This is a genomic window from Nocardia sp. NPDC057440, from assembly GCF_042802915.1.
Classification (GTDB): domain Bacteria; phylum Actinomycetota; class Actinomycetes; order Mycobacteriales; family Mycobacteriaceae; genus Nocardia.
On the sequence record NZ_JBHVDF010000011.1, the window covers coordinates 201,546 to 224,523 of the forward strand.

The following is a 22,978-nucleotide window of genomic DNA, read 5'->3' on the forward strand; positions in this document are numbered from 1 at the left end:
ACCCGAACCGCGGTGGGTGTGCCCCCCGGTTTGGTCACTTTTTCAATCCCGCTCATCCCGGCGGGGTGGGCACCCCCACCCCGCCCCCCCCACCCCCCCGGGGGCGGCGACCGGCCCGATCGGCGATGACGAGCGGACGCGGCCGCTGCGGGCCTCGCATGTCGCCTACGTGGTCTTCACCTCCGGATCCACCGGGGTGCCGAAGGGCGTCGCCATCACGCATGCCGGCATTGCCGACTTCGTCTCGGGGCAGCGCGCCGACCGCGAGCTCCAGCACACGTCCAGGGTGTTGCATTTCGCGTCGCCATCGTTCGACGCCGCACTGATGGAGATCCTGATTGCGGTCAGCCGGGCCGGTGCACTGGTCGTGGCGCCGACGGGGATCTACGGCGGCGGTGAGCTGGCCGAGTTCTTGCGCGTGCAGCGGGTCACCCACGCGTTCATGACCCCGGCCGCGCTCGCGTCGCTGGATCCGGCTGGGCTGGACGACTTGCGGCTGGTGATGTCCGGTGGTGAGGAGGTCCCGGCGGATCTCGTGAGCCGATGGGCGGGCACCGACGTCGCGGGCGCCCGGAAGTTCCAGGTGCTGTACGGGCCGACCGAGGCCACGATAGTCGCCACGGCGACGCGTGTTCTGCAAGCGGATGACCGGCCGACGATCGGTGTCCCGCTGCCCGGAATACAGGCGCTGGTCTTGGACGCCCGGCTGCAGCCGGTGCCGGTGGGGGTGGCCGGAGAGTTGTATCTGGCGGGCCTCGCGCTGGCGCGCGGGTACCTGAACATGGCCGCTACCGTCGCGGCGCGGTTCGTGGCGCATCCGTTCGGGGAACCGGGACGCCGCATGTACCGCACGGGTGATGTGGTGCGCTGGAATGCCGACGGTGACCTGGAGTTCCTGGGGCGCAACGATTTCCAGGTGAAAATCCGTGGCTACCGGGTCGAGCTGGGCGAGATCGACGCGGTGCTGAGCGCGCGGGCGGAGGTGGCATACGCGGTCACGGTGCCGTGGCGTACGGGCACGGGTCCTGCGCAGTTGGTGTCCTACGCGGTGCCCGAAACCGGGGCGAGCCTCTCGGGCGAACAGCTGGGCGCGGCGTTGGCCGAGGTGCTGCCGTCGTACCTGGTGCCCGCCGCGGTGATGATCCTCGACGCGATCCCCCTGTCGCCGAATGGAAAGCTCGACCGCGCGGCCCTGCCCGCACCCGTTGTCCAGGCCAAGCGATTCCGGGCCCCGGCGTCACCGGTGGAGGAAATAGTCGCAGGCGTATTCGCCGATGTCCTCGGCATCGACGGTCCCGTGGGCGCCGACGACGACTTCTTCGAGCTCGGCGGCAACAGCCTGGTGGCCACCCGGGTAGCCGCGCGGATCGGCGCCGCACTCGACGCGACCATCCCGGCGTCGATGATTTTCGAGGCGCCGACGGTCGTGCGGTTGGCCGCGCGCGCCGAATCGCAGGCCGACACCGGACGGGTAGCGCTGACCGCACAGCCACGGCCGCAGCGAATTCCCCTGTCGTACGCGCAGCAGCGGATGTGGTTCCTGAACCGGCTCGAGCCCGGCTCGGCCGCCTACAGCATTCCGATCGTGCTACGGCTGTCCGGACAGCTGAATCTCGACGCGCTGCGCGCGGCCATCGAGGATGTGCTGAACCGGCACGAAGTACTGCGGACCGTATACCCGTATGCCGAGGGTGAGCCGTCGCAGGTTGTCCTGCCCGCCGCCGCGGCGTGTGCGCCGATGACGGTGACCTCGGTCGCGGAACCGGAACTGGCCGAGTCGTTGTCGGCGTTCGTCTCGACGGTGTTCGATGTGACGGTCGAGGCGCCGGTGCGGGTACGGTTGTTCGAGCTCGGGCCGAACGAGTGGGTCCTGGCCGTGGTGGTGCACCACATTTCCTGCGACGGTTCGTCACTCGGCCCGCTGGCACGGGACATGATGACCGCGTACACAGCACACCTGCTCGGGGAGGCGCCGAATTGGCCGCCGCTGCAGGTGCAGTACGCCGACTACGCGATCTGGCAGCGGACGGTGCTGGGGACCGAAGCCGATCCCGAATCGTTGCTACGTGCCCAGATCGACTACTGGACACACGAATTGGCGGACCTCCCGGTTTTGCTCGAGCTGCCGGCCGACCGACCGCGTCCGCCCATGCAGACCTATGCGGGCGCGAGCGTACCGATAACCGTCGGTGCCGATCTGCATGCGGGATTACAGCAGGTCGCCCGAGCACACAATACGACGCTGTTCATGGTCTTCCACGCTGCGCTGGCGGCGACGCTGGCCCGGCTGGCGGGTACGGACGACATAGCGATCGGCACTCCGTATGCGGGACGCGGCGAGCCCGAACTCGACGATCTGGTCGGAATGTTCGTCAACACCCTGGTGCTGCGGACCCGGTTGACCCCGGGGATGACGTTCACCCAGCTCCTCGAACAAGGGCGCGGGACCGATCTGGCCGCGTTCGGGCACGCCGATGTTCCGTTCGAGCGGCTGGTGCAGGAGTTGAACCCGGTGCGGTCGCACGCCCACCATCCACTGTTCCAGGTGATGCTGGCCTTCCAGAACGTCGCGATGGCCCAGTTCGAACTGCCGGGGCTCTCGGCGTCGGCCGTGACGGCCGACACCGACACCGCACTGTTCGATCTGCAGATCACGATGTCGGATTCCTATGACTCCACCGGTGGCCCGGCCGGCATCAGCGGCGGGGTGATCTACGCGAGCGACCTCTTCGACGCGACGACAGCGACCACGATCGTCGATCGCCTGCTGCGGTTGCTCGGCGCACTGGTGACCGATCCGGCACAGCCGGTGCACGAGGTGGATCTGCTCGGCGCCGATGAACGGGAAGCCATTCTGACGCGGTGGAATTCGACCGATCGCGGGCTCCGTCCCGGCGAGACGCTCGCCTCCGTCTTCGCCAACTCCGCGCAGGCGCATGCGGACCGGCCCGCGGTGATAGCCGGAGAACAGACGCTGACCTATGCGGAATTCGCGTCTCGCGTATACCGGTTGGCGCGGTGGTTGATTTCTCGCGGAGTGGGTCCGGAGTCGTTGGTGGCGCTGCGGGTGCGGCGTTCACTGGACCAGGTCACCGCCATGTACGCGGTGCACGCCGCAGGCGGTGGGTACGTGCCGGTCGATCCGGACCTGCCGGCCGACCGCATCGCGTACATGCTGTCGATCGCCGCACCGGTGCTGGAGTTGTCCTCCCTCGATGGGCTGGAGCTGTCCGGATTCGATGACGCGCCGGTCACCGACGCCGATCGGCTCGTACCGCTGCGACCGCACAACATCGCATACGTGCTCTTCACTTCGGGGTCGACGGGTCGACCGAAAGGTGTTGCGATATCGCATTGTTCGGTGGTCAACCAGGTGCGATGGTTCAGCGGGGTCTACGCGCTGACGCCGAATGACGTCGTGCTGCAGAAGTCCCCGGCCACGTTCGACATGTCGGTGTGGGAGCTATTTGCGACATTGGCGGTGGGGGCGCGGCTGGTGATCGCGCGAGCCGACGGGCATACCGACCCCGCCTATCTCGCCGAAACCATTGCCGCCCAGCGGGTCACGATCACCGCGTTCGTGCCGTCGATGCTTGCGGTACTCGCGGACGCGGCGCCTGCGGAGTCGCTGGAGTCGGTGCGGACGCTTCTGGTGGGCGGTGAGGCATTCGGCCCCGAGGTGGTGGCCGCGGTGCGGCGAATAGTGCCCGGAGTCGAGTTGCACAATCTGTACGGGCCGACCGAGTTCACCGTGTGCGCGACCGCGCATCGGGTGACCGAAGCCGACAGCGGGAGCATGCCGATGGGCACACCGGTATGGAACGCGCGGGCATACGTACTCGACAACCGGTTACATCCGGTACCGCCCGGTGTCGCCGGGGAGCTGTACTTGGCGGGCACCCAGCTCGCGCGCGGCTATCAGTCACGTCCGGGCCTCACCGCGGAACGGTTCGTGCCCGACCCGTACGGTGACGGCCGGCGTCTGTACCGCACCGGCGACTTGGTGCGCTGGCGCCAGACCGGCGAATTGGAATACCTGGGCCGCACCGATTTCCAGGTGAAGCTGCGTGGCCTGCGTATCGAACTCGGTGAAATCGAGGCAGTACTCGCCGAGCACCCCAGCATCGCCCGGGCGATCGCTGTGGTGCGCTCCACCGGTGCGGTGGACCACTTGGTCGGCTATCTCGTGCCCGCCGCGGGCGCCACGGTCGACACCGCGGCGGTCTCGGCGCACGCGGCAGCCAAACTGCCCGACTACATGGTGCCCACCACGGTGATGGTGCTGGACACGGTGCCCCTCACCGCCTCGGGCAAGCTGGACCGCACGCGGCTACCGGAGCCGGTGCTCGCGGTAGGGGAGTTCAGACAGCCATCGTCGTGGCTGGAAGGGGAGGTCGCGCGGGCCTTCGGAGTGGTACTCGGCGTGGATCGGGTGGGCGCCGATGACGACTTCTACGCATTGGGTGGCAACTCGCTGAAGTCGGTGCAAGTGGTGAGCGAGTTGCGGAAAGGACTCGACTACGAGGTTCCGATCAGCTGGATGGTGTCGGATCCCTGCCCGGCCGACCTGGCAAAGCGGATCGAATCCAGAATGCGCTCCGGTGCCGCCATCGACCGGACCGATGTCGGCTTCGACACGCTGCTGCCGATCCGGACCGGCGGTGAGCGACCACCACTGTTCTGTATCCACCCGGCCTTGGGCCTGTCGTGGTGTTACCGCGTACTCGACCGGTACCTCTCCGACGGTCGACCGATCTACGGCATACAGGCGCCACAAATCGGCGGCGAGGTCCCCGGTCCGATATCGATCGAAGAAATGGCCGAACGCTACTTCGACGAGATTCGCGCGGTTCAGCCACACGGCCCCTATCATCTCCTCGGCTGGTCGCTGGGTGGTGTGATCGCTCACGCCATTGCCGTCGAGATGCGCGCCGCCGGTGAACAGGTTGCGCTACTGGCACTGCTGGACGCCGAGGTGGACGGTGTCGACGAGTCGACGCTGCGCGCCGTCACGGCCGGCGAACTGATCAGCAATCTCGGCCCGGTCATGGGCGTCGATTTCGTGAGCCCCGATGCGACTGCCGAGGAGGCCGCCGACCTGATCGAACGGCACCTCGGGGGCAGCCTCGGTATCGACGCCGCACGGATCGAGCGCCTGACCGATGCCTACAACCTGGCGATCCGGGCGGCCAGTGCGTGGCGGCCCGCGGTCTTGGACAGCGACATGCTCTATTTCACCGCGGCGCGGGAAAGGCGATCCGATGCTGCGGGTCACGAGGGATGGGCGCGGGTGGTCCGCGGGCAGATGTCGATTTTCGACATCGATGCGACCCACCTCGCGATGACCGAACCGGGTGCGATTGCCCAGATCGCCCGGATTCTCAACGCACGACTGGATAGATGAGCGCGTTTTGTCTCGGCTAGGTGGTGGGCGCGCCGGATCCCTCGGTTCGGACGTCCTCTTGTGGGAGGGGCGTGGTGATGCCCACGATCACCCCGACCGCCGCCCCGAACGCCGCACCGAGCAGGGCGGCAGGTCCGGCAACGACGGCGACGCCGACGGCCGCGCCCAGGAGCGGGCCGACAACCAAGCCGGTCGGCAGGAACGGGATACCGGCGATGAACCCGGCGCCCGCGCCGACCAATCCGACGGCTATCGCGACGGGCGCGGACACCCCTGCGGCGAGGCCTGCGCCGATCGCCGCACCGACGGCCGCGTCGATGGTGGTGGCGATGCATGTGCGGGGATCTACGGGGACGTACGCGCAGAACGCCTGGATCGCCTCCTGATCCACGGCCGGCGGCGAGTCCGGCGAGTCCACCGTCGCGACGCGGGTCCATCTGTCGGCGGCGAGCAGATCCGCCGGGAAAGGACCTTGCCACTGCACCTGGTGTGCCGGCGAGAGCCAGTCCGCTGTCGTCGGCGCCTGCGCGGTGTCAACCGGGGATGCGTCGGCTACTCCGGTTCCGAGTGCGACCGCAAGCGGCAATATGCTCGCAATCAATAGTGGACGTGATCGGTGCCAACGATCGGCTTCCGGCATTCCGCACCTCCTGGACGTCTACCTCTTATCGCTTCTCGACTTCGAGTATTTGTCGCACGTTGCGGCGGTTGCCAGCCTAAGCGGTCGGCGCGGCCGGGTCGGGGAGAAATGCCGAACCCCCGTGTGTGGCGAATTTGTGGCTATGTCTGGGCCGCGAGGCCGCTCGACCGGTCGGTGACGGTGGCGGCCATCGTGTGGTCGTCGCGCGCGGTCAACAGTTGCCGGGCCACGTGATACCCCTCGGTCGGCAGTTGCGCGGGGCGCGAGGTATAGACGGAATCGGCGAATTTCAGCCGGAGATGATCGGCGCCAAATACTTTCGGGCGAATTCGGTGAGCTCTTCGGTGGATTGGAGCGGGATGGATCCGTCCGGCTGCAGGACGAGTGAATGCACGAAACGGCAGACGATCTCCGCACGGGTCCGCACATCGGGGGAGTCCGGCAGCAGCTTGCTGTCGACGGCCTGTTGCAGCGCGGCGGACGTCGCCGCGACCGACATGGCGAAGGTGGCGGCGCCACCGGTGGTGAGTTGCGGAAGGACTCGCTCGGGTTCGAGGGCCAGCATCCGTTGCACGAGGGGATGGGTGCGCCATCGGGTGACGACCGTGACGAAAATGTCGGCGACGAGTCCGTCGAGGGTGTCGTGGCGTGCGGGCATCTCGGCGAGTTCGGCGAGCACGCGCCCCACTTCGCGGGTGGTGACCATCTGCACGACGTCGTCGCGGGAGCCGACGCGACGGTAGACCGTGACCCGATCGACGCCGGCGCGGCGGGCGATGTCCTCGATCGTCGTCTTTTTGATCCCGACCTGTTCGAACTGAACCAGTGCGGCGTCGAGGATGCGCGATTCGATGGCTTCGGCCGATTCGCGCGTATTCGACGAGGTCGTGGGCGTGGCGGTCACGCTTCGACGCTAGCAGGGATCGCACTTTCTGAAACATTCTTGATCTAATTGTTGCTGCAACAGTGCAATGTTATTTGTTGCGCTGTACTGTCAGATCATGCGCAACGACGTGGCACTCGTCGCAGCGCGGACTGGTGGGCGCGACAGCGCGATATCCGGCCGGGTCGCCCGCGGCGCGGCCGACGAGCGATGGATGGGAACCGAAACGGTGGCAGCGGAATTCGTGCCTTCGGCGGGCATGCGAATGCTCGGCGTCGCCATGGATGCCTACAAGCAGGTGTTCGTCGCGGGTAAGGTCGCGCGGTTGCTTTCGCGGTCGAACCCCCTGCGGCGCAGCGGCTTCGAGCTGGATCTCGTCGTCGAGTCGATGTGTGTCGAGGCCGAAGACGTGCTGAGCCTGACGCTCGTCGCGCAGGGTGGGCAGCGGCTGCCCGAGTGGCGGCCGGGTGCGCATCTGGATGTGTTTCTGCCCTCGGGGCGGCAGCGCCAGTATTCGTTGTGCGGTGAACCCGCCGACCGGACGCGCTATCGGATCGCCGTTCGGCGAATCCACGACGGCGGCGGCGGATCGCGGGAGTTACACGAGGTCGTGCGCGCCGGCCACGCCCTCCGAATTCGAGGTCCGCGCAACGCGTTCACCTTCATCGAGGCGCCGTCGTACCTGTTCATCGCGGGCGGCATCGGAATCACGCCGATCCTGCCCATGGTGCGCGCGGCCGAGGCTGCCGGAGCCCGCTGGAAGCTGGCTTACCTCGGCAGGTCGCGTGCGACGATGCCGTTTCTGGATGAACTGAGCACATGTGCGGGAGGCGAGCTCGAGATCCGCCCCGACGACGAATTCGGCACCCCGGATGTCGCGGATCTGATCGCGAGGGCGGATCCCGGCGCGGCGGTGTACGTGTGCGGCCCGCCGCCGGTGCTCGAGGCCGCGCAGCGCACGATGTTCGTGGTCAACCCGGCGGGATCGTTGCACACCGAACGCTTTTCGGCGTTGCCGGTCGTCGGCGGCAAGGAATTCGGCCTGCGGCTGGCGCGCAGCGGGACAACGATCCGCGTCAGCGCCGATGAGCCGGCACTCGCTGCCATCAGACGCGAGATCCCCAGCGTCGCCTACTCCTGCCAGCAAGGTTTCTGCGGCACCTGCAAGGTCGCGGTGCTCGCCGGAGACGTCGAGCACCGCGACCGCATACTGCCCGACTCGGAGCGTGTGAATTTTATGCTCACCTGCGTATCCCGAGCGGCAGGCGACGGTCTCGTGCTCGACCTCTGACCGGTCGAATGCCGAAAAGTCCTTCCGTGGCGGCGTCCCTACCGAACTGCAGGCGATCCGGCGGGTGCCGGGTCGACATGTTCACGCGGTAACCGAAGTCCCCGAGTCTGTGCTGGTGTCCGCCGATTCCCCCTCGACCACGACGACCCGGCCGTCGGGAAGGCGACGCGGTCGGAGCACGCCAAGGCGGCTCCAGCCGGCCACCATCTCGTCGTCGGCGACGGTTGCCGTGTCGTGCAGGCTGCGCGCCCATGGCCGTGCGGTTCGGGGCAGATCGCCGATATCCGGCTGCGGACCCGCTGCGACGGCTTGCGGGTCGCTCGACCTGGCTGGATCGGTGATGGCCGCGAGGAATTCGGTGAAGGCGGCCTCGGTGATCACCTCGTCGGGACGCTGCGCGGGCCACCAATGGACCTGGCAGTAGTAGAAATCGGCCTGCCATGGCAGCGCCATTCGCTCGGTGAGTTCGCCGGGTGACAGGTCGGGGCGCAGCCGGTGTGGTTCCACATACATGCTCGGATCGCGGCTGGTGTAGGTCATTTCGATGCCGGGGAAGAACGGCCCGCCCGCACAGGCCTCCAGTGCCGCGCGATCGAGGGCGGCCGGTTGCTCGGACACCGGTATCTGGTCGAACCGCCGTGGCGTCGGCTCGCGGCCCGGCCAGTCGGCGTCGAAGTCGCCGTCGGCCCATCGGCGCATTGCCGCGTATTGGTGGGGCAGCACAGCCAGGAACGTTGCCGGTTGGCCGGTGCGCGCGTCGCCCGCGTCGCCGGACAGCGGCGGCATGAAGCGCTTCGATGCCTGACGCGCGGCGGCGGCATCCCGCAGATTCGGATCGCGCAGCCGCCCGAACACGCTCATGTGTGCGGTCCGCGCCGTCGCGCCGTTGTCGGACAGCACGCGCAGCGCCTCGGGATTCAGGAAGTCGCCGCCGGTGCCGTGGCCGTGAAACTGGTTGGCGCCGAGATTGACCCAGCGATAGCCCGCCGCGCGCGCCAGGATCGGGTAGATGTCGGCGGTGAACGAGATGGTCGGCGGTGGCGTCGTGGCGCGCGTGATACCGACCTGCACGTCGTGGAGGGTGACGATGTTCCCGACCGCGGGCGCGTAGTCCGGCGGCGCGACGATCACCCACGACGACGCGGTGACGGGAATCTCGCGGCCATCGTGCAGCACGGCGCGCGCGGTGACCGGGCCGTCGGACGTATCGTCGAACCACGTGTCGTTATTGGCGAATTGCTCGATTTTCGCGTTCACGACCGACCGCGAACTGCCGAAGCCGCCGAGTACGACCAGCCTGCCGTCCTCGTCGGTGCGTAGTTCGCCGAGCGGGACTTTCTCGCCGAGGAAACTGCCGGTGTCGAAGCGCTGTGCCGCTGCGCCCGCATTCGATCCAGAGACCGTGCGTGGACCGGGGTCGATCACCAATGCTGTTCGTGCAGCCGGATTTTCGGGGGTGTCCGCGATCGTGGCGTTGCGCGGTCGTCGCGGCACGCCCGGCGCCTCGAACGTCTCCGCGGCGGCCTTCGCGTTCACCAGGTGGACCGTCCAGCCGATATCCGCCTCGGCCGCGGTCAGCTCCCGCACCACCTTGCCCGCGGCGTTGTACCCGTACAGCCGAAATCGAGCAGCCTGCCGCTTCATCCGACCTTGTGCGTCCTTGAACGGCCCCTCGGGGTTCGCCGGAATCCCCGGCGCTTCCGGTCCGAGGAAGAACTCGTCCGGACTGTTGCCGACGCGCGCCACTCCGATGCCGGGATGGATCCGCGCGAAGGCGATGTGCGACGGGTCGGTGTCACTGCCGGCCGGCGGCGGGGATGCCGCGGCGAGTCCAGAAGGCCGAGGCGGGCCACCGCTGCTCGGACCGGTATCGGGCGCTGCGCTGTCGGAGGTGGTCATCGAATAACTCCGTCTCGTGGTGTGTGTAATCGGTGATGGCCGAAAAGTGCTGGGCGAGTAGCGCATCGGCGGCCCGCGCCCCCGCGGCCGCGCTGCTGACCCCATGCAGGATCCCGCTGCTGCTGAGCGGGTCGTAGGTGGCCGCGGCGTCACCGACGGCGAGCCAATTCGGCCCGGCAACAGGGTGCAGCCTGGACGGCCCGGCCGCGGCGACGGCAATGGCGGGGTCGGCTGCCGCCCGGGCGCGCGCACTGGTGTTCGGAGCTCGATGCAGCAACGCGACCCACTGCTCGCCCAGTCCGTTCGCCCCGAGATCGACGACCTCGGTGTCGGTGACCAACATGACCGATAGTCCATCGGTCGCCGGTGCCGAATACCACCAGCCGATATCGGTGGCTTCCACCAAAGTATCGGTCACCCCGGCATTTCCGGCGGGTTCGCAGGTCGCGGCGAAACTCGTCGTTTGATCGATGTTGAGGCGGGTGGCGCCGAGCCCACGGGCCACCCGCGCCGAGCGGCCGGTCGCATCGATCACCACGGCGGCATCGACGCGTATCGCGTGGTCGGATGTTTCGACGTGCAGCGCAGCGTGTTCGGTGCGGTTCTCGGCACGCGTGACATGGCCGTCGATCAGGCGGACGCGCTGTTGGGTCGCTGCCGCGCGCAGCTCGGCCTCGAAAGCGGGCAGGCAGAGGTGCCAAGCACATCCGTACGGGTGGCAGATGTAATGCCGTTCGCGCGGATGCGCGCTACCCCAGCACGAGTGATTGCTCCAACATTCACGGGGTGCGGACCGGAGGAATTCCGGCCAGAGTCCGAGTTCTTCCAGCAGCGGCCGGAACTCGGGTGGCACTGTCTCGCCCCGATTTCGGCGGCGCGGCCGTGCGTGGATGAGCGCGACGCTCCTGCCTGCGCGGGCAGCGATCAACGCCGCCACCGATCCAGCGACTCCCGCGCCCGCGATGGCGACATCCACCGAGAGCTGGGGGACGGCCATTGCCCCACGGTAGAACCGGCGCACCTCGCCTACACGGGTAGTCGAGTACTCGTCCTACTCGCACACCCCGCAGCGTGCTCGAGTATCGGTCCGTGCTCGGTGTCGGTACCGCTCAGCGCTCGTGGCTTCGGCCGAGTTTGCGGGCTGCTTGTTCGGCCTTGGCTGCTGCGCGGGTGGGGCGGCCCTCGTCCTGCATCGATGCAGGTTCGCTGGGGCGGAGGAATCGCTTGATGGCACGGAGCGCGGTGCGGGCTTTGTCGGCGAGCGTCATTGCGGCGGCTTTCTATGGGCGGTAACCAGCTGGGTCGCCGAATACCTCCAGTGAACTCCGATGACCCCCAGGTGTCAACGCTGTAGGTATACACTCATGACCCACACTGGTTTTATCGAGGGAGTGCCCGTGATGGCCGAATCACCGACCGGCGGCAAGGGCGCTGCCGCAGGGGGTCGTGACAACGGCCAGATCACGCGGGCGGTGGTGCTCGCGGCCGCGCTGAAGATCGTCGATCGGGACGGGGTCGAGGGGTTGTCGATGCGCCGCTTGGCCGACGCGGTGGGCCGGGATCCGATGGTGATCTATCGGCATGTGCCGAACAAGGCCGCGGTGCTCGACGGTGTCGCCGAGTCGGTGTTCGCCCAACTCACGGTCGATGCCACCGGTACCGATTGGGCCGACCAGTTGCGTGTGGTCGCGCGCGACTTCCGGCAACTGGCGCTCGCGCATCCGCGCGCGGTTCCGCTGCTGGTGACACGGCCGTTGGCGACGCCGTTGGGGATGCGGCCCCGCGCCGTGGTGCGGCCTTTGGAAGACATCATCGGCTTGCTGACCCGCGCGGGATTCTCTGGAGCCGACGCACTGCATATCTACCGTGCGCTCTTCGGATTCCTCTACGGCCACATCCTCAACGAACTCCAAGAGCTCGTGGAACGACCGGAGGAAACCGACGAAGTGCTGCGCCTCGGGCTGCACCGGCTGCCGATCGGTGAGTTTCCGCTGCTGCGCGAACTGGCCCCCGTCCTGGCCTCCTACGACGGCGCTGCGGAACTCGAGCGTGGCCTCGACATCCTGCTCGCCGGTCTCACCGCGACGCTGCCCGATCCCGGCGAGGTCGCGCGCACCCCGCGCGGGTGATGCCGTCCGCTCTCAATGGCGCAGTGCGGCGATTGTTTCGATGCGCCGCCGGAGGGCGCGGTTCTTCAGCGCGGTGCGCAGACCGCGTCGGGTAGCCGCTGAGCCGGTGTCCGATGTCGTCGCGGCGATGTCCTTGTCGAATCGTCGTTCGGACGCTGTCTCGGGTGCGTCATCACTGGTGGCGGTGAGGAAGCGGTCAGGGAGAGCGAGTTTGTGGATGGTGCGCAGCGTCAGCAGGTACTGGTGGGTCAACGAACCGGTGGTGTAGGGCAGATCGTATTTGTCACAGAGGGCGCGCACTCGCTCGGCGATCTCGGCATAGCGATTGCTCGGCAGATCCGGGAACAGGTGGTGTTCGATCTGATAGCACAGGTTTCCGCTCATGAATGCCAGCAGCGGGCCCGCATCGAAGTTCGCGGTGCCGAGCATCTGCCGCAGGTACCACTCCGGTTTGGTCTCGTGCTCCATGACTTCGGGAGTGAATTTCTCGGCGCCGTCGGGGAAATGTCCGCAGAAGATCACCAGATACGCCCAGATATTGCGCAGCACATTGGCGGAGGCATTCGCGGCCATGGTTCGCCGCCACCGCCGCCCGCTGAGTGCGGGGAAGAGCAGATAGTCCTTTCCTGCCTGCCGGGCGAGCTTGCCGATCATCGCCCTGGTCTGCGCGGTCTTCTGCTCTTGGGTTGGCATGCGATCACGCTCGGCATACATGCCGTGCAGGGCGATACCCCATTCGAAGGTGGCGGCCAGGAACAGATTCTGCAATGGCTGCAGCAGAAAACGGGGCTGCCAGGTTTGGTCGCGTGTCACCCGCATGACGCCGAAGCCGATGTCGTCGTCCATGTCGAGCACATTCGTGAACACATGGTGGCGATAGTTGTGCGAATAGCGCCACTGCGCCGAAACCCCCGCCATGTCCCATTCCCACGTGCTGGAATGTATTTCGGGATCGTTCATCCAATCCCATTGGCCGTGGCACACATTGTGGCCGACTTCCATGTTCTCGATGCTCTTGGCCACCGCCAAGCCCGCGGTGCCGAGCAGCCAACCGGCCTTGGTCCTGCTGCCGACGATCACCAACCGCGACACGGCGTCCAGTATCCGCTGGAAGGCAATTGTGCGACGGATGTACGCCGCGTCCCGCTCGCCACGCTGCTCGGTGATGTCCCCGCGGATCGCATCGAGTTCGCGCCCGAGCGCCTCGACATCGGCCGCGCTCAAATGCGCGTATTCCTTGATTTCGGTGATTGCCATACCAGGTCCTCGTTGTTCGGTCAGATCGAAACTCTGGTGCGCGGTCACCGGCGTGATGAACGGGCCGGTCCGGGTGGAACCACACGTGCCCGAGATCGGATCTGCCAGAACTCCAGTACACGCCCGTATAGGATAAGTGTCAACGCTGTAGGTCAACGCGTCACAACTACAGTGTGAATAAACGATGAAACAGTGCGCGAGCCCCTCAGTCGGGACCGGCTTCCAGGAGCTGCCGCAGCAGCGCGGGCAGCGATATGAACGCGAATCCGACCGCTGAGTCGCTGCGCCCGTAGGGCAGCACGAGGGTGTCCTGGTGGACCAGTGCGCCGCAGGAATACACGACGTTGGGCACATAGCCGTTGCGCTCGGCCTCGTTCGGCGCCAGCAGCGGCCTGCGCAGAGCGCCGATGACCCGGGTCGGATCGTCGAGGTCGAGCAGAATCGCGCCGATGCCGTAGGTGCGCATCGGTCCGACGCCATGGGTCAGCACCAGCCAGCCCGCGGGTGTTTCGATCGGCGGACCGCAATTGCCGAGCTGGATCAGCTCCCATGGCTGGGTTGGTCGATAGACGGTGACCGGGTCACTCCACACGCGGGCGTCGGGCGAGCCGACCACGCTGATGCTTTCCCGATCCCACCGCGACAGCATCAGATATCGGCCACCGACCTGTCGAGGAAAGAGCGCCATCCCTTTGTCCCCGGCCCCATCTCCGGCAAGCGCGGTGCTGACGAAGGTGACGAAATCGCCGGTCTGCAGGAGTCTCGGTGTGACGACCGCGCCGTCGAACGCGGTGTAGGTGGCGTAATACGTCACGGTACCGCCCGCCGCGACGAACCGGGTGAATCGCGCGTCCTCGATCCCACGGCTCTCCTCGTCGACGGCCGGGAAGAGCACCCGCTCGCACATCGGGAGTTCGGCCGGAAAGGCCACGGTGTAGTCGCCGGACGTCGTCGAGGTGAACTGCCCGGTCTGGATGTAGGGCGTCTGCTCGTCCAGCCGAACCGAATCTCCTTGTCCGAGCAGGCCGGTCCGGAACTCGATGCTCGAAATATGTCCTTCACCGAGCGCGCGCAGGCTCATGACGAAGCGCAGTTCGCCAGGGGCGACACCGGATTGATCGGGGTGCGCGACGATCGACGGATTGAACAACGCCGCGGCTTCGACCGCGTACTCCTGGGTGAAGCAGGCGCCGATGAGCTGACGGCGTTCGAGCGCCGGCGTCGATGTGCGCGGTACCCGGTGCGCGACCTGTGCGTAGTGCGTCGCGAACATTGCGCCGATATCGCGGTGCCGTTGGCCGAACCGGCTCATCGTGTCGGCCAGGGTGGCCGGCACCGCCGCATCGGAGAGGCCGAGGACTCTCCCGATGATGGCGTCGGCGCGCGACATGCCTTGCCCGAGAATTTCCTGGCCGGGCAGGAACAGTCTGGCCAAGACCCGGCGTTGGTCGGGATACAGCGCCTGGTCGCCCCGCCGCGCGAGCTGGGCCGGACTCGGCGCCGCGGGGTCTGTCATTACCGCTCCCGCTGCAGTCGGCGGGCCTGTTGCTGGGTGGAAATCAGCGCGAGTGTCGACTCGGCGCCTTGGTTTTCGTTTCTGCCGGTCGGCTCCAGTCCGTCACAGCAGCCGCCGCTGACCTCGTCGAGCAATGGTGTCCCGGCGTCGTTCGCACCGCGGAACCAGCTGTCGCACAACAGGACCGCATCCTTCCAGCGCTGGTCGCCGGTCTGGTCGTAGGCGCGCGCGCACGCGTCTGCCAGACTCGCGACCTCGATCGGCTGCTGATCGAATCCGGGTCGCAGCTCGCCGGTGGTCCAGCCGTCGACGGGGGTCACCGACAGATGGTCGCCCGCCGTTTCCACCTCGAGCAGCCAGCGCAGCATTACCAGCCCATCGGCGTGTGTCCTTTCCTCGCCGAGGGCCGCGCCCGCCACCAGAATCGCCTCGGCCAGCACCGCATTGGCGTAGTCGAGCCGGGGTTCGGGCCAGCGCCAGTGCAGTTTTCGGGTCGGTGGCCCGATCAGCGCGCTCGCGCTGGCCAGTAGCTCACGGGCGACCTGGTTGGTCGGATCGGCCTGCAGCACTTCGGCCGCACCGAGCGCCGCGAAGGCCATCGCGCGCGGCCATTGCGAACGCCGTCGCGCACCGACGGTGAAATGCGCGAGCGCGGCCTCCGCCAGGTCCGGCCTTCGGGCGACCACCGAGCCGAGCGCCCACAGGCCGCGGCCCCAATGGTCTTCGAGGCTCGGCTCGTCCTGCCAGGTGCGGTCGGATCCACGGCGATTGTGGAAGCGGCCGTCGGTGGTGAGTGCGCTGACAACGAAGTCCAGATAGACCTGCGTGAGGGCCAGCAATTGCGTGCCGGGCTCAGGCTCGCGGACGGCGACAACGAGGGCGCGCGCGACGTCATCGACGCAATAGCCGTTTTCGGTGCGCGGTTCGGTGAACTTCGCGTGCTCGAAGATCCCGCAGTCATCACTGAGCCGGAACATGTGTGCGTAGGAAATGGTGATGGTGTTGTTCATGCGGTGGCCAGCTTTCGGTCGGCCTGCAAGGTTTCCGTGGCGAGCGCGCGATACTTGCGGCTCACCGAGGACCAGAGCAGTTCGGGTGCAAGACGATCGGCTTCCTCGCCCATGCGATCCGCGAGGCCGGGCTCGGTGAGCACGCGGCGCAGTGCTGTCGCGATGGCAGTGGGCGACTCTCGCTCGACGAGCAGGCCCGCGCCGCTCGACAACAACTCCCGCGCATGCGGGAAGGCCGTCGACACCACCGGTTTGCCCGCGGCGACGGCCTCGATCAACACGCCCGAGGTCACCTGTTCGCGCGAATCATAGGGCAGGAGTACGACATCGGCCTGCCGGATCAGCCGGTACAGCTCGGCGCTCGACAGGTAGCGGGCATCGAAATGCACCGCGTTGCCGACCCCGCGACGACGGGCACGTTCGACGAGTCCGGTGCGGTAGGACTCGCCATGCTGTTCCAGCACCCGGGGGTGGGTCTGTCCGACCACCCGATAGTGCGCCGCAGGTCGCAGATCCGCGAGCTGAGCCATCGCGTCGATGCCCCATTCGATGCCCTTGCCGGCGCCGAGCAGCCCCCAGGTGAGGATGACCGGTGATCGTGAGATCGGCTGGTGCCGGTCCTCGGGCTGTCCGGCGCGGTTGTCGGCGGCTCCGTGCGGGATCAGCCGGATCTTCGCCGGGTCGACCGTGTAGTGATCGATGAGCCGCTGGCCCGCGGTTTTCGTCATCGTGACGACCGCAGCGCAGATGCGGGCGAGCTCTTCGAGGATCACCCGTTGCCGGGACGTCGGGGTGGCCAGCACGGTGTGCAGCACCACGATCGCCGGAATGCGAAGGGCGCGAACGGTTTCGAGTACATCCGCACCGTCTCGCCCGCCGAAGATGCCGTACTCGTGCTGGACTATCGCCACGTCATAGCGGTTGAGCGCCGCGGCGGCGGCGATCGCGCCGCCGCGTGCGCTGCGCACCCACTGATGCGCCACCTCGGGCAGCGGTGTCTGCTCGGGGGTGTCGACAACGGCGACGACACCGACGGTGCTCACCTCGCGAACCGGTTCACGGACCAAATCGACCGGTGTATAACCATTGTCTTTCGACATCAGCGAAGTGACCAAGGCGTCGGTGAAGGTCGCCAACCCGCACTGAGTGGGTGGATACGTGCTCAGAACTCCATAGGATCGAACTGACACGACGTCAGCCTTCCTGTTTCGAGGCAGCGTCTACGGTGGCGCTGTCTGTAGCCACTCAATTGGCTATCGTGCTGCGCTGGAGCGCTTGAGAATCCGCTCCGGACTACGACACGGGCGGATCGACCACTAGGCCCCGATCGTAACATCCAGGTCACGGGGCGTGGGGCGTGGTACGGTCGTGTAATCAAGTCCGCTCCGTCACTCGACGATTCTCGCGGCAAAATCGCCAGTAATCGAGGATCTATGAAAATCGGCGTTATTTCGTCGGTCGCGCACCGGTCGCCTCCGAAAAACTATGGACCGTGGGAGCACATTGCCTCGACCTTGGCCGAGGGATTCCTCGCGCGTGGCCACGAGGTCACGCTGTTCGCCACCGCCGACTCGACGACGTCGGCACGGCTGGTCGGTCCTGTTCCTTCGGGATACGAGGAGACGGTCGGCGCGGATGCGAAAGTGGCCGAGGCGCTGCATAATTCGACCGTGTTCGAGCATGCGGGAGAGTTCGATGTGCTCGCCAACCACTTCGACTTCATGCCGCTGACCTACAGCAGGCTGGTGTCGACCCCGATGGTCACCACGATCCACGGCTTTTCCTCGCCGAAAATCGTGCCCGTTTATCGGGCATTCGACGATATCGCGCACTATGTGGCGATCAGTGCCGCTGATCGCCACCCGGATCTCGGCTATGACGCGACCATTCATCACGGCATCGACCTCGCGGATTTCACCTTTCGGCCGGAGCACGGCGAATATCTGCTCTTTCTCGGCAGAATCCACCCGGAAAAAGGCACGCACCTGGCGATCGAGGTGGCACGGCTGTCCGGACTTCCGCTGATCATCGCAGGCGTGATTCAAGACGAGGAATACTTCCGCACCGAGGTCGAGCCGCATCTCGCCGATACGGCGGTGACCTACGTCGGTCCGGTCGGTCCCGCGCAGCGCGACGAGTTGCTCGGCGGCGCGCGTGCGCTGCTGCATCTCATCGGTTTCGCCGAGCCGTTCGGGCTGTCGGTCATCGAATCCTTGGCGACCGGAACACCGGTCATCGCCACGCCATTGGGATCGATGCCGGAGATCGTGCGCGATGGCTCGACGGGGTTTCTGGTGACCGATGTCGCGGCCGCGGTCGAGGCGGTAGCCGAGATCGGCACGCTCGATCGCCGCGCCTGCCGGGACGATGTGAAGGCACGCTTCGACGCGGATCGGATGATCGACGCCTACCTCACGCTGTTCGAGCGGATTGTGCGACTGCCGAGGCGGTCCGCCCGGTTGGCCGCACCTGCGACGGCGGGGCAGTCCATCGGCTCGCCGGGACTGTTCTCACACGCGGGTCTGTAATCACGGCTGTTCTCGATCCCGCCTCATCCCGCCGATGTCCTATCGAATTCCCGGTGCGGCGGGGTGCGGACCCACGCAGCCGGGTGGCCAGTCGGCGAAGGGCGGCGCCGGTGTCTTTCCGAGACAGCGCAGCACCCGGGGCGCTGGTGGACATGGCTCTCCGGTCATCGGTGTGACGGCACTCGGATTCGCCGCATGAACTCTATTCGCCTCGGCGGGGAAGTGGTTGAGCGCGCGCATCGTGGCGGCGGGCGATATCGTGCATGTGTCGGCGGCGTAAGCGAGTACCGGCACAGTGGCCGGGCCGACACAACCGATAGGCGAATCATGCACTACCGCAACAGGCTGTCGATGTTGGTGACCGTGGCAGCCCTCGCGGTGTACCTCGGCGTGGGATTCCCTGCGACCGCGCAGGCTCAGGTGACCGCGTACCCGGGCATGACGATCCGGACTGCCGACCGGATCTGCTCGGTCGGGGCGACGGGGCATATGGGTAGTGCGCAATACGCCGTCACGGCCGCGCACTGCTTTCAGCAGAGGGCGCGTGTCTACAACGCGAACGGCGGCGTCATCGGATGGTTCGAACAGAGCTATGGTGACGACTCCACGGTCGCGAACCTCGGCTTCGCCCTCATCCGGCTCGCGAACAATGTCGGCATCTCGGCCTCGCTCGGCACCTTCGGCATCCAATCCACCTACACCGAACCCTTTGTCGGTGAGGGTGTGTGCCATGTCGGCTCGGCAACCAGCTGGACCTGCGGAACCATCACCTCGGTGGCCGACAACCACTTCATCACCGACTTCTACGCCGACAGGGGCGATTCCGGCGGCATTGTGTACAACCAGACCCCGGAGGGACGCGCGGCCTTCCTCGGAATCCTGATCGGGGGCATGGAATCCGGCGGCGTCGTGGTTGAAACGGCCGGCTACCTGCGCGATACCATCGACGCCCGCGCCGTCGGAAACGACAGCTTCCGCTGGTACGTCGAATAGCGTCCCCGGCGTGGCCGGGGCCGTCGCGTCCCCGATGACTTGACTCCCGGGCATCGCGGCGTCGAGAGTGCCCGAATGGTCCACGCCACTGATGTGTCCGGCGCGACGGTGCGCAAGGTCACCCTCCGTCTGGTGCCCTTTCTCGGGCTGCTGTATTTCGTCAACTACCTGGATCGGGTGAATATCGGCTTCGCCGGGCCCAGCGGTATGAAGGCCGATCTCGGGCTGAGTGAAACCGCGTTCGGCCTCGCCTCCGGGATCTTCTTCATCGGCTACCTCATTCTCGAAGTGCCGAGCAATCTGGCGCTGCACCGGTTCGGGGCGCGGCGGTGGATCGCCAGAATCATGGCGAGTTGGGGGATTGTCGCCACCGCAATGGCTTTCGTGCCCAACGAAACCATGCTGTATGTGCTGCGCTTCGCACTCGGTGTCGCGGAGGCCGGCTTCTTCCCCGGCATCCTGCTCTACCTCACCTACTGGTTTCCGCAGCAGCACCGCGCGAAGATCGTCGCACTGTTCATGACCGCGGTACCGATCTCCACCGCGCTCGGCTCGACGGTGTCGAGTCTGATCATCCAGTACGGCGACGGCGTGTTCGGGCTCACCGGCTGGCGCTTCATGTTCTTGGTCGAAGGCCTGCCCGCGCTGGCGCTGGCGGTCGTGACCTGGTTCTATCTCACCGACCGTCCGGACAAGGCGCGCTGGCTCTCGCCGCGGGAACAGGATTGGCTGACAGCCGAACTCGCGGCCGAACAGGCCGCGCTGGAGCAGGCCGAGCATTGGACGGTGCGCAAGGCGCTGACCCATCCGCGCGTGCTCGGCCTCGCCCTCATCTACGGCGGCATCGTCTACGGCCTGTACGCGCTCGGGTTCTTCCTGCCGACCATCATCGCCGGATTCCAGCAGCAATACGGAACGCACTTCTCGATCGTCCAGCGCGGGCTCATCAATGCCGTGCCCTATGTCATCGGTGCGGTGGTCATGGTGTTGTGGAGCAGGCACGGTGACCGAACCGGCGAGCGAACCTGGCATGTCGCCCTGCCCGCATTGATCGGCGGGCTCGCCATCCCGGTGGCCCTCTATCTCGGAAATCCGTTTGCGGCCATGGCCGCTGTCACCGTGTGCGCGGTCGGAGTGCTCGCCGCGCTGCCCACCTTCTGGGCGCTGCCGAGCACCTTCCTCACCGGCGCCGCCGCGGCAGGCGGCATCGCGCTGATCAACTCGATCGGCAATGTCAGCGGCTTCGTCGCGCCGTATGTGACCGGTGCGCTGAAGGATCTGACCGGCAGCCAGCGCGCCGGTCTGTGGGTCGTCGGGCTCTGCATGGTGGCGGCGGCGGTGGGAGTGCTCGTGCTGCGAAACCGGGCTCGCACGTACTGGAACGTGCGTGGGACAGACAAGAAACGGCCACAGCATTGAAGCCAGGGGCCGATCTGTATCCGAGCTACGGGCGGTCCAACCGGCCGTCATTCACTCCCGCGGTGAATGCTCCCCACTCTCCGGGAGTGAGGGCCAGCACCGGGCCAGTCGGATTCTTGCGGTCACGGACGCCGACCACACCGCTGCCGAGGAAAGCGACCGCTACGCAGTCGCGAAGCCGGACATCGTCCGTGCCGCAGGCGATTCCATCAATTGTCGTAGGTCGCGTCACAAGCCCGCGATGAATATCAGCTGGCCAACTCCGGTTGTTCACGATCGGCCGACGCGTGGCGAGATGGCAATTGCAGTACCAGCCAAGACTGGTCGTGGTCGTAGTCGTGCCGATGGGAGGCTTCCGGGTCCGCTCCGAGGCCGTCGACCTGCGTCCAGTGATCGGCGCCGCACCGAATCATGTCGGTGTAGCGGTAGTGCAGATGTCCGTGCAGCATCAGGCCGGGCCGCAGCGTGTTCACCGCGCGCTGGATACGGTCCTGATTGGGCAGGCACTCGGGCAGATTCTTGCGATTCCAGTCCGGGGCCGAGTCGCGCGGTTTGTCGTGCGCGAGCAGCACATCGACCGGCGAGGTGTCGGCGGTGAGCACCGCATCGAACTCCTCGTCGGTCATCTGCTCTTCCGGAAACCACAGTTTCCCCACCGTGGCCGGACGCCGTGACGACCCGAAGCGCCTGCGCCGCTGCGCATTCCGTTCGCTCTGCGCCTCCTTCGCCAATCGCCAGGACTTGTCGACCGAATACGCCCCACCGAACGCCGCGAACCGCGTCTCCTCCCACACCCATCGGTGACCGCGCGGGGCATACCGAATATTGCTGCGGCACACCAGGAACCCATCATCATCGGCTTTGCCGTCATACAGCTCATGGACCAGCGACGACTTATCGTGATTGCCGTCGAGGAAGTACACCTGAACCCGCAGCTTGCGCGCCACCCGATTCACCACATCGAAGTAGCGCCTGCCCTCCGGCGTGTGTTCCCAGGCACCGAAGTCCCCGAGCACGAACATCCGCGTGCACTTCTCCCGCACCGCGACACGCACCAACCGCACCGCATGATCGGTATTGCCGTGTATATCCCCGGTCATCAGCACGTTCCCCATGAGCACATCGTCGCAGGCGCGCGCACACTCGGCATCCGCATTTCCACCCATATCGGATGGCCTGGCTCGAGATCCAGCTCTACACGGGTTCGGGAGGTCAGTGAGCAGTCGGCTGTGAGCGGGCGGAGGCCCTCCAGGTCACCGCGGTGATCAAACGGCAACTCGGGCCGAAGTCCGATTGACCAGCACATGAGGCGAGAGGTCAGCTGGAGCGCCGGTATCGACTCGTATGGCTAGCGTTCGATTGTCGTGGGCAAGGGATGTTCGGGATCCAGCGCGGGCAGGCCGTCGATGCTGTGCCCGTTGTCGCCGGCGATCCGCCGGGCGAACTTCTCATCGGGCTGTCTGGCGAGGTAGGCGTCGAGCACGGGGCGCTCGCCGACGAGGTCGTAGTAGGGCACCGAGTACCCGCACGAGTCCGCGATGCGATCCACCGCGATAACAATGGCCATCCGAACACCAGGATGATCACCGCCGAAATGCTGGCGCAGGGTATCGAACTCCGCATCGACGGGCCGGACAACCCGGCCGGTACCGAACAGGCGCAGAATCCGCGAGTTGCGGGTGAACGAGCAGAACATGATGGTAATCCGACCGTTGTCGCGCAAGTGCGCGATGGTCTCCACGCCACTGCCGAACAGATCGAGGTAGGCCACGGTGTGATCATCGAGCACCGCGAAGGTATCGCGGTACCCCTTCGGAGACAGATTCACTCGGCCGCCCGTCGACGGCGCGGTCGCGACGAAGAACATCGCCTGCGCCCCGATGAATTCACGCAACGACTCATCGATATGCGGAAATACCTTCGCCATCGGGCTCCTCTTCCCACGCCATCCCCGATGCAGGACTGCGAATCGAGGCTAACATGCGCCCGCAGAGGTATACGCTGACGAC

At 66.6% G+C, this 22,978-nt stretch carries 17 protein-coding genes; 6 read left to right on the plus strand and 11 right to left on the minus strand.

Annotation, left to right across the window (positions count from 1 at the left end; genetic code table 11):
* Positions 1-169: 169 nt before the first annotated feature.
* Entirely contained in the window at positions 170-5,404 is a 5,235-nt protein-coding gene (locus tag ACFU4Z_RS23320; RefSeq protein ID WP_379066372.1) for an amino acid adenylation domain-containing protein, read from the plus strand.
* A 16-nt stretch (positions 5,405-5,420) separates the two neighbouring features.
* On the opposite strand, the gene ACFU4Z_RS23325 is transcribed toward ACFU4Z_RS23320, so the two are convergent.
* Positions 5,421-6,005 (minus strand): hypothetical protein, encoded by a 585-nt coding sequence (locus ACFU4Z_RS23325; RefSeq protein ID WP_379066374.1) that lies wholly within the window; start codon positions 6,003-6,005, stop codon positions 5,421-5,423.
* A gap of 328 nt (positions 6,006-6,333) precedes the next feature.
* The gene (locus ACFU4Z_RS23330) at positions 6,334-6,948 is read right to left on the minus strand and encodes a TetR/AcrR family transcriptional regulator (RefSeq protein ID WP_379066376.1); all 615 of its coding nucleotides are present in this window, start codon (positions 6,946-6,948) and stop codon (positions 6,334-6,336) included.
* A 193-nt stretch (positions 6,949-7,141) separates the two neighbouring features.
* Between ACFU4Z_RS23330 and ACFU4Z_RS23335 the strand changes: the two genes are divergently transcribed.
* Positions 7,142-8,218, plus strand: a complete 1,077-nt coding sequence (locus ACFU4Z_RS23335; protein WP_379066543.1) for a PDR/VanB family oxidoreductase — start codon at positions 7,142-7,144, stop codon at positions 8,216-8,218.
* An 81-nt stretch (positions 8,219-8,299) separates the two neighbouring features.
* Here ACFU4Z_RS23335 and ACFU4Z_RS23340 read toward each other — a convergent pair whose 3' ends face one another.
* Both ACFU4Z_RS23340 and ACFU4Z_RS23345 read right to left on the minus strand, forming a co-directional pair.
* The gene (locus ACFU4Z_RS23340; RefSeq protein WP_379066379.1) at positions 8,300-10,117 is read right to left on the minus strand and encodes a LodA/GoxA family CTQ-dependent oxidase; all 1,818 of its coding nucleotides are present in this window, start codon (positions 10,115-10,117) and stop codon (positions 8,300-8,302) included.
* Positions 10,014-11,114, minus strand: coding sequence for a tryptophan 7-halogenase (locus ACFU4Z_RS23345; RefSeq protein ID WP_379066381.1), 1,101 nt, complete (start codon positions 11,112-11,114; stop codon positions 10,014-10,016). The genes ACFU4Z_RS23340 and ACFU4Z_RS23345 overlap by 104 nt, the downstream gene beginning before the upstream one ends.
* A gap of 403 nt (positions 11,115-11,517) precedes the next feature.
* Between ACFU4Z_RS23345 and ACFU4Z_RS23350 the strand changes: the two genes are divergently transcribed.
* Entirely contained in the window at positions 11,518-12,246 is a 729-nt protein-coding gene (locus ACFU4Z_RS23350) for a TetR/AcrR family transcriptional regulator C-terminal domain-containing protein (RefSeq protein WP_379066383.1), read from the plus strand.
* Positions 12,247-12,258: 12 nt separating this feature from the next.
* On the opposite strand, the gene ACFU4Z_RS23355 is transcribed toward ACFU4Z_RS23350, so the two are convergent.
* From ACFU4Z_RS23355 to ACFU4Z_RS23370, 4 genes are all read right to left on the minus strand, one after another.
* Positions 12,259-13,503: a fatty acid desaturase family protein gene (locus ACFU4Z_RS23355; RefSeq protein ID WP_379066385.1), complete on the minus strand. Its 1,245-nt coding sequence runs from the start codon at positions 13,501-13,503 to the stop codon at positions 12,259-12,261.
* 205 nt (positions 13,504-13,708) lie between these two features.
* A complete protein-coding gene (locus ACFU4Z_RS23360) occupies positions 13,709-15,019 on the minus strand; it encodes a glycoside hydrolase family 130 protein (RefSeq protein WP_379066387.1) in 1,311 nt (436 codons plus the stop codon).
* Entirely contained in the window at positions 15,019-16,029 is a 1,011-nt protein-coding gene (locus tag ACFU4Z_RS23365) for a glycosyltransferase (protein WP_379066389.1), read from the minus strand. The genes ACFU4Z_RS23360 and ACFU4Z_RS23365 overlap by 1 nt, the downstream gene beginning before the upstream one ends.
* Positions 16,026-17,219, minus strand: a complete 1,194-nt coding sequence (locus ACFU4Z_RS23370) for a glycosyltransferase (RefSeq protein ID WP_379066391.1) — start codon at positions 17,217-17,219, stop codon at positions 16,026-16,028. Before ACFU4Z_RS23370 ends, ACFU4Z_RS23365 begins: the two co-directional genes overlap by 4 nt.
* A gap of 243 nt (positions 17,220-17,462) precedes the next feature.
* On the opposite strand from ACFU4Z_RS23370, the gene ACFU4Z_RS23375 reads away from it, so the two are divergent.
* The 3 genes from ACFU4Z_RS23375 (at position 17,463) to ACFU4Z_RS23385 (ending at position 20,969) form a co-directional block, all read left to right on the plus strand.
* Entirely contained in the window at positions 17,463-18,557 is a 1,095-nt protein-coding gene (locus ACFU4Z_RS23375; protein ID WP_379066393.1) for a glycosyltransferase family 4 protein, read from the plus strand.
* 327 nt (positions 18,558-18,884) lie between these two features.
* Positions 18,885-19,550 (plus strand): trypsin-like serine protease, encoded by a 666-nt coding sequence (locus tag ACFU4Z_RS23380; RefSeq protein WP_379066395.1) that lies wholly within the window; start codon positions 18,885-18,887, stop codon positions 19,548-19,550.
* 75 nt (positions 19,551-19,625) lie between these two features.
* The gene (locus ACFU4Z_RS23385) at positions 19,626-20,969 is read left to right on the plus strand and encodes an MFS transporter (RefSeq protein WP_379066397.1); all 1,344 of its coding nucleotides are present in this window, start codon (positions 19,626-19,628) and stop codon (positions 20,967-20,969) included.
* A 25-nt stretch (positions 20,970-20,994) separates the two neighbouring features.
* On the opposite strand, the gene ACFU4Z_RS23390 is transcribed toward ACFU4Z_RS23385, so the two are convergent.
* From ACFU4Z_RS23390 to ACFU4Z_RS23400, 3 genes are all read right to left on the minus strand, one after another.
* A complete protein-coding gene (locus ACFU4Z_RS23390) occupies positions 20,995-21,243 on the minus strand; it encodes a DUF397 domain-containing protein (protein WP_379066399.1) in 249 nt (82 codons plus the stop codon).
* Positions 21,218-22,084 carry a metallophosphoesterase gene (locus ACFU4Z_RS23395; RefSeq protein ID WP_379066401.1) on the minus strand — a complete coding sequence of 289 codons (867 nt, stop codon included), beginning with the start codon at positions 22,082-22,084 and terminating at the stop codon, positions 21,218-21,220. Before ACFU4Z_RS23395 ends, ACFU4Z_RS23390 begins: the two co-directional genes overlap by 26 nt.
* Positions 22,085-22,317: 233 nt before the next feature.
* Positions 22,318-22,896, minus strand: coding sequence for a pyridoxamine 5'-phosphate oxidase family protein (locus ACFU4Z_RS23400; RefSeq protein ID WP_379066403.1), 579 nt, complete (start codon positions 22,894-22,896; stop codon positions 22,318-22,320).
* Positions 22,897-22,978: the final 82 nt, after the last annotated feature.